Consider the following 16,155-nt stretch of genomic DNA (forward strand, 5'->3'; position numbering starts at 1 on the left):
TTATGTCGAGCTACAATGTTTCCGAAGTCCTGGTTGGCGGCGCCGTGTTGGCCTGTGCCGTTGCTTTTGGGGTCTATGCCAGCCAGTCCACCGGCCTGTCGCAAGGTGGTACGGGTTATGAACTGGGCGCATCTTTCCGGTCGCTTGAAGGCGTCGGTGTTGGAACAGATGTGCGATTGGCCGGGGTCAAGATCGGTACTGTAACGGATGTAACGCTCAACTCCGAAACCTACCGGGCGGATACGACGTTTTCGATCTCGGACGGTATTCTGGTTCCGGATGACAGCGCGATTGTAATTTCGTCCGAGGGATTGTTGGGCGGTAACTTCGTTGAAGTGATGCCGGGCGGCTCGCCTTTCTATTTCGAGCCTGGGGATCAGGTCACTGATACCCAGGGCGCGGTTAGTCTGATTTCGCTTCTGGTCAAGTTTGTCGCCGGGGATGGCAGCTAATGCGGCGTCTCGCCATTGTGCTTGCCATGCTGGCCGCCACGGGCGCATCGGCGCAGCAAAAAGTCCAGTCGGGGCCGGGTGCGATGCTGCGTGGGTTGGACAAGGTCAGCGGCCAAACCGTTGACGTCGAGATGCGGAACGGTGAAACACAGCCCGTTTTTGGTCTGGACGTCGCGTTGGGCGATTGCCGCTATCCGGCCGAGAACCCGACAGGTGATGCTTTTGCCTATCTCACGATTTGGGAAAATGGCAAGACTGACCAACTGTTTGACGGTTGGATGATCGCCACGTCACCGGCGCTGAATGCACTGGACCATTCGCGCTACGACGTTTGGGTTATTCGTTGTATAACGCCATCCGGCGATTGAGTTAAGTCGGCGGTAAAATCCGCGCTGGCGCTGATCGCCTCTTCCAGTTCTTGCCGATATTGCGTGCGGGGTATTTCTATCGCACCCAAGGAAGCCAGATGCGCTGTCAGAAATTGGGTGTCGAACAGATGAAATCCTGTTCTGCGAAGCCTGTCTGTCAGATAGGCCAATGCGATCTTTGACGCATCCGTTCGTCGCGAAAACATGCTTTCGCCGAAAAACGCGGCCCCAAGGCAAACGCCATAGACGCCGCCTATCAGAGCCGATTCCTCCCAAACTTCCAGCGAGTGTGCATGGCCCGTGTGATGTAGGTGTTGGTACAGGTTGCGCAACTCGTCATTGATCCACGTGTCGGCGCGGTCGGCGCAGCCATCGACGACCCCAGCGAAGTCCCGGTTAATCGTGATGGAGAACCCGCAGTTGCGTATGCGCCGCGCCAAACTGCGGGAAATGTGGAATCCGTCCAGCGGGAACACACCGCGAAATTTGGGGTCGACCCAGAACAACTCGGGGTCATCGCGGTGCTCAGCCATCGGGAAAATGCCGATGGAGTAGCCATGCAGTAAGAGGTCGGGGGTCAGGCTCATACTGGAGTCTCAAAGGGCGAAAGGTAAAAACCCTTCGCCCTTAGTATGTTAGTCTGCCATGTTCTCGGCAAGCCACTTTTCCAGCCAATGGATGTTGTAGTCACCGCTGTGAAGATCAGGCTCTTGCAGCAGGGCGTGGAACAGAGGCACGGTGGTGTCGATACCATCCACGATCAGCTCGCCCAAGGCACGTTCCAGCCGCGCCAGCGCCTCGGCCCGGTCGCGACCCTGTACGATCAGCTTGGCAATAAGTGAGTCGTAATAGGGCGGGATCGAGTATCCGTCATAGAGCGCCGAATCCATCCGCACGCCCAGACCGCCGGGCGCGTGATAGGCCGTGATCTTGCCAGGGCAGGGTGAGAAGTTGGGCAATTTTTCCGCGTTGATCCGAACCTCGATGGCGTGGCCGTTGATTTCCAGATCGTCCTGGCCGAAGGACATGTCCTCGCCAGCGGCCACGCGGATTTGTTCGCGCACCAGATCGACGCCGAAGATGCCTTCGGTCACCGGGTGTTCCACCTGTAGACGGGTGTTCATTTCGATGAAATAGAACTCGCCGTTTTCATACAGGAACTCGATGGTGCCCGCGCCGATATAGTTGATCTTGGCGACTGCATCGGCACAGATCTTGCCGATCTTCGCGCGTTCTTCGGGGGTGATGCAGGGGCCAGGGGCCTCTTCAAATACCTTCTGATGGCGACGTTGCAGCGAGCAGTCGCGCTCACCCAGATGAACGGCTTTGCCTTTACCGTCGCCAAAGACCTGAATTTCGATATGGCGCGGCGTGGTCAGGTACTTCTCGATATAGACCTCGTCATTGCCAAAGGCGGCTTTGCCTTCGGCGCGAGCGGTCATGAAGGCGCTTTCCATCTCATCCGCCGTCTGCGCGACTTTCATGCCGCGCCCACCACCACCGGCAGTGGCCTTGATAATGACGGGATAGCCGAATTCTTCACCAATGCGCTTGGCGTCTTCCAGCGTCGGAACGCCGCCGTCGGAGCCGGGAACACAAGGAACACCAAGGGCTTTCATCGTGTCCTTGGCGGTGATCTTGTCACCCATCACGCGAATATGTTCAGCGGTGGGGCCGATGAAGGTTATGCCGTGGTCTTCGACGATCTGCACGAACTCGGCATTCTCGGACAGAAAGCCATAGCCGGGGTGGATCGCCTGTGCGCCGGTGATCTCGCAGGCCGAGATGATGGCGGGCACGGACAGGTAGCTTTGCGGGCTGGGCGGAGGGCCGATGCACACCGATTCGTCCGCCATGCGCACATGCATCGCGTCACTGTCGGCTGTTGAATGCACGGCGACCGTTTTAATCCCCATCTCGCGCGCGGCGCGGATGACGCGCAGGGCGATCTCGCCTCGGTTGGCAATCAGGATTTTGTCGAACATGGGCCCGCCTTACTCAACGATGACCAGAGGGGTGCCGAATTCCACAGCGTCGCCGTCACCGACCAGAATACGCTTGATGGTGCCCGATTTGGGCGCGTGGATGTGGTTCATAGTTTTCATCGCTTCGACGATCAGCAACGTGTCGCCTTCTGACACCGATGCGCCGACCGAGATGAACGAAGGCGCGCCCGGTTCGGGCTGCATATAGACGGTGCCCACCATAGGCGAGGTCACAGCACCGGGATGGCTGGCCGGATCTTCCTGCGCTGCGGGGGCCTCGGGTGCAGCAGGGGCTGCTGCTGCAGGGGCTGCTACGGGTGCAGCAGCGGGAACGGCCATCTGAACCGGCGCGGCCGCAGCCTGGGTCATACGGCTGACGCGGACGTTCAGGCTGTCTTCTTCGCCATACTCGCGTTTGACCTGCAATTCGGTCAGGTCATTTTCGCGCAGCAGTTCAGCCAGAGCTTTGATGAATGCCACGTCCGCTTCGTGTTTGGTGTCTGTCATGAGTGTCCTCGACGGTTCCCCTTTGGCCCGTCTGTGCGTTGCGGGCTTTGGTCTGATTACGCAGCGTTATAAGCCAAGCGCACTGCCATGAAAAGCGCGTCTCGACCTGTCGCGGTGCGGTTTTGGTCGAGTAATTCAAGCAAAAAGTCGCTAAAGCGGCATTCCAGAGAGTTTCGCCACAAGTTCAGATAGTTTTCGGGCGCCGAATTTCTCAAGCAGGCGAGCGCGGTAGGCTTCGATAGTGCGGTAACTCAGGCCCAGTTCGACGCCGATTTCCTTGGCGGATAAGCCGCGGCATGAAAGAATAGCAACCTCGCGTTCGCGCTGAGTTAGTTCGACCAGAGGGCGTTCCTCGGAGATGTCGGAAAAGCTCCAGATGCCGTGTCGGAACGGGTCGTCAGGGGTCAAGGATCGTCCACGCGCGCGGCACCAGAACAGATCGCCATTGCGTCGACGCATGACTCGTTCATCCGTGTAGTAGCCTGTGCCGCGCATCACCTGCAGGCTGCGCGCGCCGATCCTCTCCCAATCCGCGACTGATGGGTAAAGGTGCAGCAGCGGCATATTGCGGTACTCTGTTTCTTCCCCGCCAAACGTACGCGCGAATTGCAGGTTGCAGCGCCGGATGATCCGGTTCTCCAGCTCTACAAGGCCAATGGGGGCGTATTCGAACGCAGGGTCACTCATGCTTGCATCGTGCCGGGAATTGACACGGAATTGAAGGGGTTGGGCTCAGAAACTGACGTTTCGGGCGCGAGCGTGCGTTCTGTCAGAATTGTTAACTATGTAAATAGAGATTGAAAACTAGTCCTTAAGTAAAAGTATTTATTGAATAGTTCTGAAAATAGAAGGTAGGTTAATTGCGGAATATGCCTTTGGGGAGGGGCCAAAACATGCGCGATACACTGACAGGTAGCCGAATTCGCGAGCGGCGTCTGATCGCGGGGTTGCGGCAGGCGGAATTGGCCCGAAAGGTCGGGATATCAGCGTCTTATTTGAACCTTATCGAGCATAATCGCCGAAGGATCGGGGGCAAGCTGCTTGTTGACATTGCATCGGCTCTTGCTGTCGAACCTTCGGTGCTGACGCAGGGGGTCGAAGCCACCTTGATCTCGGCATTGCGGGAAGCGGCGGCGGACGCAATCGGACAAAACGCTGAAATCGATGCGGTTGAGGAGTTCGCGGGGCGGTTCTCCGGTTGGGCAGGTGTGCTAGCACAGATGCATCGTCGCGTAGTCTCTCTGGAGCGCACAGTCGAAACGCTGTCGGACCGTCTAACCCATGATCCGCATCTTGCGGCTTCGATGCATGAGGTCTTGTCGACCGCCGCCGCCATTCGTTCGACCGCTGCAATTCTGGCTGAAACTCAGGAAATCGAGCCGGAATGGCAGGACCGTTTTCACCGCAACCTGCACCAGGATGCAGAACGGCTTGCAGACAGTTCGAAATCGTTGGTGACTTATCTGGACGATGCTGACTCGGCGGATGACCGACGCGGCGTACCACTGGAGGAGGCGGAGGCTTTTTTCGAGGCGCGCAGCCACCATTTTCCTGAAATCGAAAGCGGCGGCAGCAGTAGCGAAGTCGATCTTGAGGCGCTTGATTCCGCCGCGGTAAAAAGCGTGACCCGCGCGTTTCTGGACGTGTATGCACAGGATGCGCTGGCGATGCCGTTGGAGGCTGTAAAGGCTGCACTTAAAGGGTCTGAACCTGACCCGCTGCAGCTGTCGCGGCAGTTTTCGGTGGATATCGCGACCGTCTTGCGCCGGTTGGCTGCTTTGCCGCCGGGCGTTCTGTCGCGACCGACTGGGTTGGTGATATGTGATGCCTCAGGCAGTATTCTGTTCACCAAGGCGGTGCCGGGCTTTGCGATGCCACGCTTTGGCGAGGCGTGCCCGTTGTGGCCCTTGTTTCAGGCATTAAACAGACCTCTTGTGCCCATCCGAAAGCGGATTGTTCAGTTGGGGCGTTCAGCGGCCGAATTTGACTGTTTTGCCTATGCATGGCCGCAAGCGGCTTTGGGCTATGATGACGCACCAGTGTATCGTTCTGTGATGTTGGTGCGATCAGTGGATGAAGGCCCTCAGGATACGCAGAATGTGGCTCGTGTTGGCCCCAGCTGTCGCGTGTGTCCGAACGCTGAATGTGAATCTCGTCGTGAACCGTCAATTCTGAGCGAAGGTTTTTGACAGTTTCCTGACAGACGGCGTAAGCTGGCCTAGACAGGTTTACGGATGGGTAGCCCGTCACGGGGAGGAATACTACAAATGAGCCGTAAGGTTCTGTTAATTGAGGATGAGCCGAACATTGCCGAGGCTATTCGGTTTTTGCTGACGCGCGAGGGTTGGCAGGTTGAAACGCATGCCGAAGGGTTGGACGCATTGCGGGTTATCCAAAGCGCCGACCCTGATCTGGTTATTCTGGATGTCATGTTGCCGGGCAAGAGCGGGATGGAAATCCTGCGCGACCTGCGCGAGCTTGAAGACTTGAAGACCTTGCCGGTTCTGATGCTGACCGCGCGCGGACAGCTGCGGGATCGCGAGATGGCCGAAAATGCCGGTGTCAGTCGTTTCATGACCAAACCGTTCTCGAATGCCGAGGTTTTGACCGCGGTGCGGGATTTGCACGCTCAGGCTACGCGGTCATGAGCATTAGCGAAGATCGACGGCCTCAGGGTGTTCGGCCTTCGCTGTTTTTGGAACGTCAAAGCTATCGCCGTCGCCGGCTGTCGGATGCCGCTCGCTTTTTGCCGATTCTAGGCGCCGCTTTGTTTGCCATCCCATTGCTGTGGCCGGGGTCTGATGAGGCAGGAGACGGCATTCGGCTATCGTCTGCCATCCTTTATATCTTCGTATGCTGGGCCGTTCTGATTGGCATCAGTTTGGTTTTTGGTTTTGCGGCCAGACGTATGGCCACTCAAGACGAAACCGATCAGAGACCAGACTGATGGCAACGCTGAACGTCCTGATTCTGGTGTGTTTGGGCTATGTTGTACTGTTGTTCGGTGTAGCCTTTGCGGCTGACAGGCTGGCAGCTGCAGGCCGTGGGGCGTGGCTGCGATCCCCCTTGTTCTATACGCTGTCGCTGTCAATCTACTGCACCGCCTGGACATTCTATGGCGCGGTCGGGAACGCTGCGCGATCGGGGTTGGAATTCGTGACGATCTACCTTGGTCCCACGCTGGTCATGATCAGCTGGTGGTGGGGCCTTCGCAAACTGGTAAGGGTGGGGCGCAGCCAGAGGGTGACCTCGATCGCAGACCTTATTTCTTCGCGTTACGGAAAATCCAACACCCTGGCTATTTGTGTGACCGTGTTGGCCGTTCTGGGGGGCACGCCCTACATCGCCTTGCAGCTTCAGTCCATCACCCTGTCTTTCTCGATTTTCGCCGAGGCCGATCCAACAGGTCTTTATCGCGAAGGATCCAGTGTGTTTTGGGTCGCTGCTGGATTGGCAGTCTTCGCGATTCTGTTCGGAACACGGAACCTTGACGCCAATGAACGGCACCACGGGGTTGTGACCGCCATCGCGCTGGAGTCGGTGGTCAAGCTCTTTGCCCTTCTGGCTGTTGGGATCTTTGTGGTTTGGGGCGTCGCGGGCGGGCTTGGTCCCATGTTGGACCAGATCGATTCGTCCGAAATCGGTCAATGGAACGTGGATGCGGGGCGCTGGACTACTTTTGTGTTTCTGTCGGCCGCATGTTTCGTCTGCTTGCCTCGGATGTTTCAGGTCATGGTGGTCGAAAATTCGGACGAAGCGCATCTGAGGACAGCCGCATGGGCATTTCCTCTGTACCTGCTGCTAATGAGTTTGTTTGTCGTGCCCATCGCAGTTGTGGGGTTGGACCTTTTGCCCGAAGGATCCAACCCTGACCTTTTCGTACTCACCGTGCCTCTGTCTCAAGGGAATGAGTGGCTGGCGATGCTCTCGTTCATCGGCGGGTTCTCGTCCGCTACATCCATGGTGATTGTCACTGCCATGGCGTTGTCGACGATGGTGTCGAACCATGTTGTCATGCCGATCTGGCTTAGCACGCAAGGGGGGGCAGGATCGGTCTCGGGGGATGTCCGGCATGTTGTTCTTATGGCGCGGCGGATATCCATTGCAGTCGTCATGGCGCTTGGGTTCTTTTACTACCGTTTGTCCGGTGGCGGAGCGGCCCTGGCGTCTATTGGCTTTATAGCTTTTGCCGGAATTTCCCAGATTTTGCCGGCCCTTGTGGGTGGTTTGTTCTGGCGCGGGGCGACCCGGACAGGGGCTCTTGTCGGGTTGACCGTTGGGTTTGTGTTGTGGATTTACACCTTGTTGCTGCCGGAGATGGGTGGCGGGTTCATGTCTGGTACCATCATTCAGAACGGTCCATTCGGTTTGGAGTGGCTGCGACCTCAGGCGCTGTTCGGGATCGAAGATATGGACCCGATCGTGCATTCGGTCATGTGGTCACTGTCTCTGAACACGGTGGCGTTCTGCGTGGCCTCGTTGCTTAGTTTTCCCAGCCCGCTGGAGCGCTTGCAGGGTGCGCAGTTCGTCAATGTGTTCGACCATTCCGTAGCGCCTCGGGGCTGGAGCGGCTTTGTGGCGCAGAGCGAAGATCTGATGATCATGACCCAGCGTATCCTGGGCGCGGGTCCGGCGCAGGACTTCTTTCAGGCCGAGTCGGAACGGCAAGGTGGACGTTCCAGTCTGCCAGAGCCGACACCTGCCTTTCTGGAACGGCTGGAGCGAGAGCTCAGCGGATCTGTCGGCGCGGCGACGGCGCATGCGATGATTGGGCAGATTGTGGGCGGCTCGTCGGTCTCGGTCGAAGACCTGCTGGCTGTGGCCGATGAATCGGCGCAACTGTTGGAATACTCCAGCCAGTTGGAGACAAAGTCGGCCGAGCTGACCCGGACGGCGCGCCAGTTGCGGGATGCGAACACAAAACTGACTCAAATTTCTGAGCAAAAAGACAATTTTTTGGGCCAGGTCAGCCATGAATTGCGCACGCCTATGACCTCAATTCGGGCTTTTTCCGAAATCATGCGCGACACTGACGGATTAAGTCCCGAGGAACAGACGCGCTATGCTGCGATCATCCACGATGAGGCGCTCCGATTGACTCGCCTGTTGGATGATCTGCTGGACCTGAGCGTCTTGGAAAGTGGCAGGGTGAACCTGAACATGGGGGGCGATACGCTGCGCTCGGTTTTGGACCGGGCCGTCTCAAGCGCCCTGGCGGGATCAAGCACTGGTATCGAGGTGCGGCGATCCAAGTCGGCCGAACGTATTCCGCTTCACACCGACCTGGATCGGTTGGGGCAAGTCTTTATCAACCTAATCTCGAATGCGCAAAAATACTGCGACGCGGATGAACCTGTGCTGACCATCTCGGCTCATGACGTTGGTGGGCAAGTGGTGGTTGATTTTGCCGATAATGGCAGCGGCATCCCTCCGGAAGCTCGTTCAATGGTGTTCGAGAAATTTGCCCGTGTGAGCGGTGAAAAGGCCGGAGGCGCGGGCTTGGGCCTGGCAATTTGCCGCGAGATCATGCAGCGGCTGGGGGGTGAGATCACCTATCTTCCCGGTCAGGGCGGCGCTGCGTTCCGGGTTCGCGTTCCATTGGCCTACCGTCAGGCCGCTCAGTAGTGGGCGCGTAAAGACATTCGTAACCTCAGCTGGGTTAGACCGGATGTCAGGCACAGGAACGAAGGGCGGTTTTGGGAATGACGCAACCGGTCGGCACGGCTTTGGCGCGCAAGCTCTCGGCAAGTCGGGAGGAGCGGGGTGACAAACCGCGCTCTGTTCTGCGGGCTCTGCGATTGGCATTCGCACGAGCGGCAGGGGATGTGATGAAGCTGCCCATGACGGTGATCGGCGCAAAACAATCATGTCGACCGGTGGATACATTGGCTGAAGTTGCCAAGGATGACTGGCTTTTCGTGCTGCTGGGAAATGGGGATGGTGTTTCAGCGGCCGTGTGCCTTGATCCTGGCGCAATGTCTGCAATCGTTCAGGTGCAGACACTTGGGCAGGTCATGTCGGACCCGCCTTCCGCGCGCGTGTGCACGGATACGGATGCGGCTATGGTCGCACCTCTGATCGAAGAGGTACTGACCCGCGCATCCCGTATAGTCGAATCCTCGGGCGATCAGGCCGGTTTGACGGGGTATGAATACAAGGCGCGTTTGCCGGACAAGCGCACGCTGACACTGGCTATGGTCGAAGATATTTATGACGTATACGAACTGACGGTCGAGCTTGGCGGAGGTGTGCGACAGGGACAGATTTCCCTGTTTCTGCCGGATCGTCAAAAAGATGGTGACCTTGATGACCCCGACGAACAGGTCGCAGGCCCCAATCTCGAGCAGTCGTCGGGCGTATTGCGAGCGGAGCTGAACACGGTGATCTGCCGTATGTCGTTGCCCTTTGCGTCATTGTCTGGGTTATCGGAAGGTGATGTTCTTCCGCTGGTCGGGGCGCGTGTAGACAAGGCTGAAGTCTTGACGATTGACCGATCACGGGCTGCTGTGGGTCGCTTGGGCCAATGTGGCGGAATGCGCGCGGTGCGATTGAACGAACACGAAACTATACCCAGCCCGCTAAACGCGGCTGAGCATGAGTTTCTTGAAGCCCGGTCGCCAACGGCGCAATCCAAACCCGAGCATGATCTTGAAACAGATATTGTTCCGATCACCCGAAAGGCACTGGAAACGATTGAGGGTGAGTTGACCCTGGGCGATTCAGATCAGATTGCAGCCGAGATTTCAAAGCTTGCTGGGCTGGATGGCAAACCTGACTAATGCTGCCTAGTCGCTCACGCTGCGAAGTTGATCCAGCGCCGGTCTGAGGTTCTCAAGCGCGTAACCGGCTTTGGTGGTTGCATCCAGAATGTCATCTGTGCTCATCCGGTCACATTGCCCAAGGGCCCAGACAACCGAACAGCGCGTTCCCGAGGCGCAATAGGCCAGAACCGGGCCGCTGCAGCGTTCGGCAAGTTCGCGCTGAAGGGCGACGTTTTCCGGCGTCATCGTCTGGTGAGTCAGTTCCAGCACTTCGTATTCCATTCCAGCCGCGCGAACCGCCTGTCCAATCGCGTCAGATTGCAGGTCCATCGGAACTTCACTGTTAGGTCGGTTGCAGATAACCCGAACAAAGCCTAAATCAGCAATGGTCTGAACGTCCTCGACCGAAATTTGCGGCGAGACAGCGTAGCGGGGGGTAATTGGTCGAATCTCCATGACAATTGATTAGGCCGGGTTTGCGGCTCTGTCCAGTTGCGCCCCGACGACGGGTGCGGCGAACATCCCAGCAATCATGGCGATCAGGAACACCACTCCACCGATGCCACCATAGGTGACAGAGGCAATCGCGGGGCCGGGGCATAAGCCGGACAGACCCCATCCCATACCGAACATCACGGAACCTACGACCAGTCGACGATCCAGCTCGGGCCGGGACGCTTGCGGATACTTGCCCCCTGTCAATGGTTGACCGCGCGCGGCGATTTTCCAGGCGATCAACATCGGCAGGATCGCCCCGCCCATTACGAAGGCAAGCGTCGGGTCCCAGTTGCCGAACACATCCAGCCAGCCCTGCACCTTCGTTGTATCGGTCATACCCGAAATCAACAAACCCGCTCCGAACAGCGACCCAGCTAGCAAAGAGATCAGAACCCGCATCAAACCCATCCCAACATGTGTCGCAGCAGGTACAGAGTTACAGCACCTGAACCGATATAGATAAGCGTTGCCACGATACCGCGAAGCGAGAACCGCGATATACCGCAAACTCCGTGCCCCGAGGTGCAGCCATTCGCGATCCGGGTTCCGACACCAACCAGGACTCCTGCGATTATAACGACAGGCAGATTGCCGGTCAGATGAGTTTGCGGGGCAGGGGACATGAACAGCCACAGCACCAGGGGCATTCCGATCAGCCCCGCGACAAAAGCCAGCCGCTCGGCGGTGCGATCCGTGCTGTCGACCAGCCCCCCGAGAATTCCGCTGGCCCCCATTATGCGACCGTTCCCAAGCAGGTAAACTGCGGCGCCCAAGCCGATCAGTAGGCCCCCTGCCAATCCCCAAATCCACGCGACTTGCATTGTTCGCCCCCTTTCGGCGCTAAAGCTTGTTGATGGGAAGCTTCAGAAAAACATCACCTTTTTCGTCCGCAGGCGGCATCTGACCTGCACGCATGTTGACCTGCAGAGACGGCAGGATCAGGCGTGGCATACCAAGGGTCGCATCACGCGCGTCGCGCATCTCGACGAATTCCTCGACCGGTCGTCCCTGACCAATATGCACATTCAGAGCTTTTTGCTCGCCCACTGTTGTCTCCCACGCGTATTCGTCCCGACCGGGTGCTTTGTAGTCATGGCCGACGAACACTCGGGTTTCATCCGGCAGAGACAATATTTTTTGGATCGATGCATACAGCATCTCAGAAGACCCCCCAGGGAAATCACACCGCGCGGTGCCGAAATCCGGCATGAACAATGTGTCGCCGACAAAGGCCGCGTCTCCAATCACATAGGTCAGGCAGGCTGGTGTATGGCCCGGTGTGTGCAACACATCTCCGCGCATCTGGCCAACGTGAAAGCTGTCACCTTCGCGGAACAAGGCATCAAATTGGCTGCCATCGCGCTGAAACTCGGTTCCTTCGTTGAAGATCTTGCCGAAGGTTTCCTGAATGGTCACGATTTGGTCGCCGATGCCGATTTTGCCACCAAGTTCCTGCTGTAAATATGGAGCGGCCGAAAGGTGATCGGCGTGCACGTGGCTTTCCAAGATCCATTCTACCTTGAGGTCGTGCTTTCGGACGAAGTCTATGATCATGTCGGCCGAGTTGGTGTTTGTCCGCCCCGAGGCATGGTCGAAATCCAGAACGCTGTCGACGATCGCACAAGCTTGACCTTCGGGTTCCTGAACCAGGTAGGACACTGTGAATGTATCTGTATCAAAAAACGCTTTCACCTTAGGTGTCATTTTGCTCTCCGTACGTGCCTCAGTATTCATATATTAATTGCGGAATATAAGGCAATCAACAGTTCGTGACTTGATGTCTGTCAAGGCAGCTTAGGCTGGATTGGCATAGAATTTAAACAATCCGCAAAACCACGCGATGACCGGGCACTTGGCAGGCGAGTTTTCGCCCGTATGCGGGCTAAGATCGGCAAGTCTTAAAACGGTTACCTATATGAGGTTAATCAGACAGCATTTGGGAGGATGAACATGTCTACAAGCAATTTGTATTCCGAAGCTGAGCAGCTTGAAGCGAAGTTGCAGGGTGCCTGTCTTGAGACGCGGCTGGCTCTTCAACCCAGCGTGACCAAAATCATCGAGCGTATGCGTCAGCAAGGTGTCCACATCCCATCGCGGTTGCGGCGTTTGGATGCGGCGTTGTGCGAAGACGCAATGGAAGCGCGATTTGATAATCTGCCAGTCTAAGGCACATTCTCAACTGAACGAAATTCCAAGTATCACAAGCATCAGCCCGAGAACCGACAGGAAAAGCGAACCCAGGTTCCAAGGCAGAACGCCCTGAACAACGGCGCGCAACTCATCATCCGACAAACCGGACTTGCGCGCCTTCATCACCCGTAAAATGCACCAGACCAATCCCAGAAGGCCTGCGAGCGAGAGGGCAGCACCGCCCCATGTGATGATTTGAAACATGGTTCCCCACAAACGGTTCACTGATTTCCTCAGCGCTTATCGGATCGTACTGCGTCACACAAGCCTGACCATGGATTGTGCGCTTGCGGTAGGTGCAGAGGCAAGGTATCCCGCGAAAGCCGCTGTTACAGCATCAAACCGCAATCGCTGAGAGAGACGAAAATGGAAGATATGACCGAAGATCAGGCCACCGCCAACTATCGTGTGACAGCGGGTGAATTGCGCCAGTTCATTGAACGCTTCGAGCGATTGGACGCTGAGAAAAAAGACATTGCTGAGCAGCAAAAAGAGGTCATGGCCGAGGCCAAGGCGCGCGGCTACGACACCAAGGTCATGCGTAAGGTTATCGCTCTTCGCAAGCGTGACCAGGATGATATTGCCGAGGAAGAAGCTGTACTTGAAATGTACAAAGAAGCGCTGGGCATGAACTGAGTAAGTCCGGGAAACTTACAGCCTAATTTAGCGGGCGACAGGTCCCTATTTGACCGAAATTGTAGGGGCAGTAGAGGTGGCATCTCGATCATTGAGGTGCAAAGAATGCGTTTATCGATTTTCTTGTCTACGGTCGAAGAAAGCGGACGCCGGTTGTGGTCTCCAACCGGTCGATATCCTGTTCGTAAAGCTCTGAAAACGCGTCCACAATATCCGAATTCCAGCCAGAAAGGTCGAGTTCTTCTTCGATTTTGTCCGGCTGCGCATTCTCTGTCAGAATCAGTGCAAGGGCGTCCGTGACCTCACCGCGAGTCAGGTTTGAATCTGGCTGCGTTAAATCTGCTGCCTTCTGCTTTCCTTCGTCCGTCAGCAAAGACAGAAGCAGATCGAATTCCTTGTTGATCGGAGTATCGTCCGGCAGATCCGCAATCGCGCGGATAATGTCGCCCCAAATGAACGGCGTGTCTTCGTTGCACCAAAGCGTTATTTTCACGTTGGGGGCAAGGTCGCGAATATCGTCAATCATACCGATCCAGCTGAGACAGCTCAGGTCAGTGTTGTCGATAACCGCCGCGCGTTCCGCTTCTGGCAATGACATTAACAACTTGGGGATGAAGCTCCCAAGGTTTTTTAGGGCCAAAAAGATCTCGACCTGATGGCCATGAAACGCGTGCTCGAGCAGGGCCATTCTTTCGCCCGCGCGTGGGTAAAGCTGCCCGTCCAAAAGAGTTGCTCCGCGATCACCAGCGAACTCGTTGCTCAGGAAGATCGCGCGTTGAGCGTTTTCGTCCGAGGGCAGCACATTTCGCAACCGATCCTCGCCTTTTGGGGTCAAAGAGCCCGAGTGCAACGCCTGAAACACCGGATTAAAAACTTGCCGAAATCTTCTGGGGCCAAAAAATCGGGTTCCTGTTTGGGACAGAGTTGTATTGTTGGTCTGTAAAGACGTGAGTAGCCGGCCTTCGTCGGTAAAAGCAGCACCGGCGTGGATGGCAACCTGCATCGTTGGTATACGTCCTTACGTCTTTGGCCTTGTCTGCTGGATTACAGTCTGAGCGTGGTACAGTCAAACCCGGGCTATTACAAAGCGCTTGCCCAATTGGACAAGAAGAAATCGGACTTTCCTTAAGCAAGGATGAAATTTGAGGCTTGCAGTCCCTCGCCAGAGCCATTAATCGACACTCAATGCCCCTATAGCTCAGCTGGTAGAGCAACTGATTTGTAATCAGTAGGTCCGCGGTTCGAGTCCGTGTGGGGGCACCATTTATTCCTAAATATCAAACGCTTAGCCGATGTCGAAAAACGGATATTTTTCTAGGCGTCTCTAGGGCTACCGTGGGGCTACCTTTTTGCGGAAATTACGAATCTGTTTCGAGTAAAGCCCCGTGCCGCCTATCGGGGATGATGAAGCGTGCTGTTGAGCGGATTGGTGAGAAGTCACTGCCGCTTCATACATGTTAATTACTTTTCGCAGATTGCTTTACCTAACGTGGTCAATACGAACGGAGAAAAGTCACTATCTGTGTACGCAGTGGTAATAGTCCAAAACCCAAAGCCATGGTTGGTCCAAATCCTAGTATCCGCCCAATTGTAGTGTTCGTGCGATTTATCGACTTCCAGCCACACAAACTCGTTCGGTCTGCGCTCATTTCGCTGATAGACTTCGTCTTCACCAACGGTGATCAACGTGTCTCCAGTAATAATGATCTCAGATGACTTGAGGCCGCTTGCTATCCACTCGACTGTGCAAACTTCTTGTTGTGCTGACACCATAGTTGGAAGAAGCATTGCGGCGAGTGTGGTTCTTGTATTTCTTCCCATAGCTATCGACCACTTCTCTGTTTGAGTTCCACATAAGGTGGTTGGAATTTAGTGCTGGCGAATTGTCAAAATCCGAGCCAGCCAATCACCTGAGAGATCACAAGTATGACTGCCACAAACATGACTGCTGAGTAGAAGGCATTCAGACGACCTCGGATGCCTTGCACATCTCGTGAGATTTGAGCGTCGGTGAACTGCACGGCCAACTCACGTGGCGACAGATCGCTTTCCTTCAGAGCCAGGTCCTTGATCTTCTCGCGCACTGGCGTGGGAATGCGGTTCCAGACCCGTGATGGCTTGGGACTACGATCCTCAAGCGCCTCAGGACCACCCGACAGATACCGGTCATACCAGCGATAGAAGGTGGTCTTCGGGATGCTCAACTTTTCCAAAGTGCGCTTGGTCGGGAGATGCGAACCTTCGACGAGGCGAATGATCTCCAGTTTTTCGGATGCGGGATACCTCATTCGTCGTCGCCCCCATCCGCGATCATGCTTTTTTTGAGCAGGCGCAGTTCCAGGGCCTGTTCTGCCACAACTTCTTTCAGATCGCGGGCCTCACGGCGCAGGCCTTTGACCTCGGTCGATGTCGCAGCACGTGCCGTGTCGCCTGCCAGACGTTTCTTGCCGGCTTCCAGAAAATCCTTGGACCAGCTGTAGTACAGACTCTGCGCGATGCCCTCTCGACGGCACAGCTCCGCAATGCTGTCCTCGCCTTTTAGGCCGTCCAGCACGATCCTGATCTTCTCTTCAGCTGTATATTGCTTGCGCGTCGCGCGGCGGATGTCTTTGACAACTTTCTCGCCGTGGCTCTGCTTGGTTCCGGGTTTCTTTCTCATCTCCACTCCTTGGTGGTTACGATGAGCCAGAAACCCTCTCCTATCAAATCGACCTAAACTGTCCCATTGGTGCTGACGTCAGACACCCTTTAGGGTGTC

At 56.3% G+C, this 16,155-nt stretch carries 19 protein-coding genes, 1 tRNA gene and 1 pseudogene; 10 read left to right on the plus strand and 11 right to left on the minus strand.

Annotation, left to right across the window (positions count from 1 at the left end; genetic code table 11):
- Positions 1-2: 2 nt before the first annotated feature.
- Entirely contained in the window at positions 3-452 is a 450-nt protein-coding gene (gene mlaD, locus AC2FNR_RS08790) for an outer membrane lipid asymmetry maintenance protein MlaD (RefSeq protein ID WP_170753891.1), read from the plus strand.
- Positions 452-820, plus strand: a complete 369-nt coding sequence (locus AC2FNR_RS08795; protein WP_170753893.1) for a DUF2155 domain-containing protein — start codon at positions 452-454, stop codon at positions 818-820. Before mlaD ends, AC2FNR_RS08795 begins: the two co-directional genes overlap by 1 nt.
- Here the strand turns inward: AC2FNR_RS08795 and aat are convergent.
- From aat to AC2FNR_RS08815, 4 genes are all read right to left on the minus strand, one after another.
- Positions 775-1,407: a leucyl/phenylalanyl-tRNA--protein transferase gene (gene aat, locus AC2FNR_RS08800; protein ID WP_209194136.1), complete on the minus strand. Its 633-nt coding sequence runs from the start codon at positions 1,405-1,407 to the stop codon at positions 775-777. The genes AC2FNR_RS08795 and aat overlap by 46 nt on opposite strands.
- Positions 1,408-1,455: 48 nt before the next feature.
- On the minus strand, positions 1,456-2,805 hold the full coding sequence (gene accC / locus AC2FNR_RS08805) for an acetyl-CoA carboxylase biotin carboxylase subunit (RefSeq protein ID WP_353390546.1): 1,350 nt from the start codon (positions 2,803-2,805) through the stop codon (positions 1,456-1,458).
- Positions 2,806-2,814: 9 nt separating this feature from the next.
- Positions 2,815-3,312 carry an acetyl-CoA carboxylase biotin carboxyl carrier protein gene (accB, locus tag AC2FNR_RS08810; protein ID WP_170355024.1) on the minus strand — a complete coding sequence of 166 codons (498 nt, stop codon included), beginning with the start codon at positions 3,310-3,312 and terminating at the stop codon, positions 2,815-2,817.
- A gap of 150 nt (positions 3,313-3,462) precedes the next feature.
- Positions 3,463-3,999 (minus strand): LuxR C-terminal-related transcriptional regulator, encoded by a 537-nt coding sequence (locus tag AC2FNR_RS08815; RefSeq protein ID WP_496848775.1) that lies wholly within the window; start codon positions 3,997-3,999, stop codon positions 3,463-3,465.
- A 206-nt stretch (positions 4,000-4,205) separates the two neighbouring features.
- Between AC2FNR_RS08815 and AC2FNR_RS08820 the strand changes: the two genes are divergently transcribed.
- The 5 genes from AC2FNR_RS08820 (at position 4,206) to AC2FNR_RS08840 (ending at position 10,091) form a co-directional block, all read left to right on the plus strand.
- A complete protein-coding gene (locus tag AC2FNR_RS08820) occupies positions 4,206-5,501 on the plus strand; it encodes a helix-turn-helix domain-containing protein (protein ID WP_170753900.1) in 1,296 nt (431 codons plus the stop codon).
- Between the two features lie 78 nt (positions 5,502-5,579).
- On the plus strand, positions 5,580-5,960 hold the full coding sequence (locus tag AC2FNR_RS08825) for a response regulator transcription factor (protein WP_170355027.1): 381 nt from the start codon (positions 5,580-5,582) through the stop codon (positions 5,958-5,960).
- Positions 5,957-6,259 carry a hypothetical protein gene (locus AC2FNR_RS08830; protein ID WP_170355028.1) on the plus strand — a complete coding sequence of 101 codons (303 nt, stop codon included), beginning with the start codon at positions 5,957-5,959 and terminating at the stop codon, positions 6,257-6,259. Before AC2FNR_RS08825 ends, AC2FNR_RS08830 begins: the two co-directional genes overlap by 4 nt.
- A complete protein-coding gene (locus tag AC2FNR_RS08835; protein ID WP_496848778.1) occupies positions 6,259-8,937 on the plus strand; it encodes an ATP-binding protein in 2,679 nt (892 codons plus the stop codon). Before AC2FNR_RS08830 ends, AC2FNR_RS08835 begins: the two co-directional genes overlap by 1 nt.
- Before the next feature lie 77 nt (positions 8,938-9,014).
- Positions 9,015-10,091 (plus strand): FliM/FliN family flagellar motor C-terminal domain-containing protein, encoded by a 1,077-nt coding sequence (locus AC2FNR_RS08840; protein ID WP_496848780.1) that lies wholly within the window; start codon positions 9,015-9,017, stop codon positions 10,089-10,091.
- Positions 10,092-10,097: 6 nt separating this feature from the next.
- Here AC2FNR_RS08840 and AC2FNR_RS08845 read toward each other — a convergent pair whose 3' ends face one another.
- The 4 genes from AC2FNR_RS08845 to AC2FNR_RS08860 are packed head-to-tail and all read right to left on the minus strand — an operon-like array spanning position 10,098 to position 12,275.
- Positions 10,098-10,529 (minus strand): protein tyrosine phosphatase family protein, encoded by a 432-nt coding sequence (locus AC2FNR_RS08845; protein ID WP_170753907.1) that lies wholly within the window; start codon positions 10,527-10,529, stop codon positions 10,098-10,100.
- A 9-nt stretch (positions 10,530-10,538) separates the two neighbouring features.
- Positions 10,539-10,970 (minus strand): DUF6691 family protein, encoded by a 432-nt coding sequence (locus tag AC2FNR_RS08850; protein ID WP_170753910.1) that lies wholly within the window; start codon positions 10,968-10,970, stop codon positions 10,539-10,541.
- Complete coding sequence (locus AC2FNR_RS08855) at positions 10,970-11,392, minus strand: YeeE/YedE family protein (protein ID WP_170753912.1); 423 nt, start codon at positions 11,390-11,392, stop codon at positions 10,970-10,972. Before AC2FNR_RS08855 ends, AC2FNR_RS08850 begins: the two co-directional genes overlap by 1 nt.
- 19 nt (positions 11,393-11,411) lie before the next feature.
- Positions 11,412-12,275, minus strand: coding sequence for an MBL fold metallo-hydrolase (locus AC2FNR_RS08860; RefSeq protein ID WP_170355034.1), 864 nt, complete (start codon positions 12,273-12,275; stop codon positions 11,412-11,414).
- A 246-nt stretch (positions 12,276-12,521) separates the two neighbouring features.
- Between AC2FNR_RS08860 and AC2FNR_RS08865 the strand changes: the two genes are divergently transcribed.
- Complete coding sequence (locus AC2FNR_RS08865) at positions 12,522-12,737, plus strand: hypothetical protein (RefSeq protein WP_170355035.1); 216 nt, start codon at positions 12,522-12,524, stop codon at positions 12,735-12,737.
- Between the two features lie 9 nt (positions 12,738-12,746).
- Here the strand turns inward: AC2FNR_RS08865 and AC2FNR_RS08870 are convergent, their stop codons facing one another.
- On the minus strand, positions 12,747-12,965 hold the full coding sequence (locus AC2FNR_RS08870; protein WP_170355036.1) for a hypothetical protein: 219 nt from the start codon (positions 12,963-12,965) through the stop codon (positions 12,747-12,749).
- A gap of 162 nt (positions 12,966-13,127) precedes the next feature.
- Between AC2FNR_RS08870 and AC2FNR_RS08875 the strand changes: the two genes are divergently transcribed.
- Entirely contained in the window at positions 13,128-13,397 is a 270-nt protein-coding gene (locus tag AC2FNR_RS08875) for a DUF2312 domain-containing protein (RefSeq protein ID WP_170355037.1), read from the plus strand.
- A gap of 127 nt (positions 13,398-13,524) precedes the next feature.
- Here the strand turns inward: AC2FNR_RS08875 and AC2FNR_RS08880 are convergent, their stop codons facing one another.
- Positions 13,525-14,400 (minus strand): hypothetical protein, encoded by an 876-nt coding sequence (locus AC2FNR_RS08880; protein WP_353390536.1) that lies wholly within the window; start codon positions 14,398-14,400, stop codon positions 13,525-13,527.
- A gap of 184 nt (positions 14,401-14,584) precedes the next feature.
- Here AC2FNR_RS08880 and AC2FNR_RS08885 point away from each other — a divergent pair.
- A tRNA-Thr gene (locus AC2FNR_RS08885) sits at positions 14,585-14,660 on the plus strand.
- Positions 14,661-15,403: 743 nt separating this feature from the next.
- On the opposite strand, the pseudogene AC2FNR_RS08890 reads toward AC2FNR_RS08885, so the two are convergent.
- Positions 15,404-16,056, minus strand: a pseudogene (locus tag AC2FNR_RS08890) (transposase); the annotation flags it as partial.
- Positions 16,057-16,155 lie beyond the last annotated feature (99 nt).

The organism is Ruegeria sp. SATB045, from assembly GCF_059613525.1.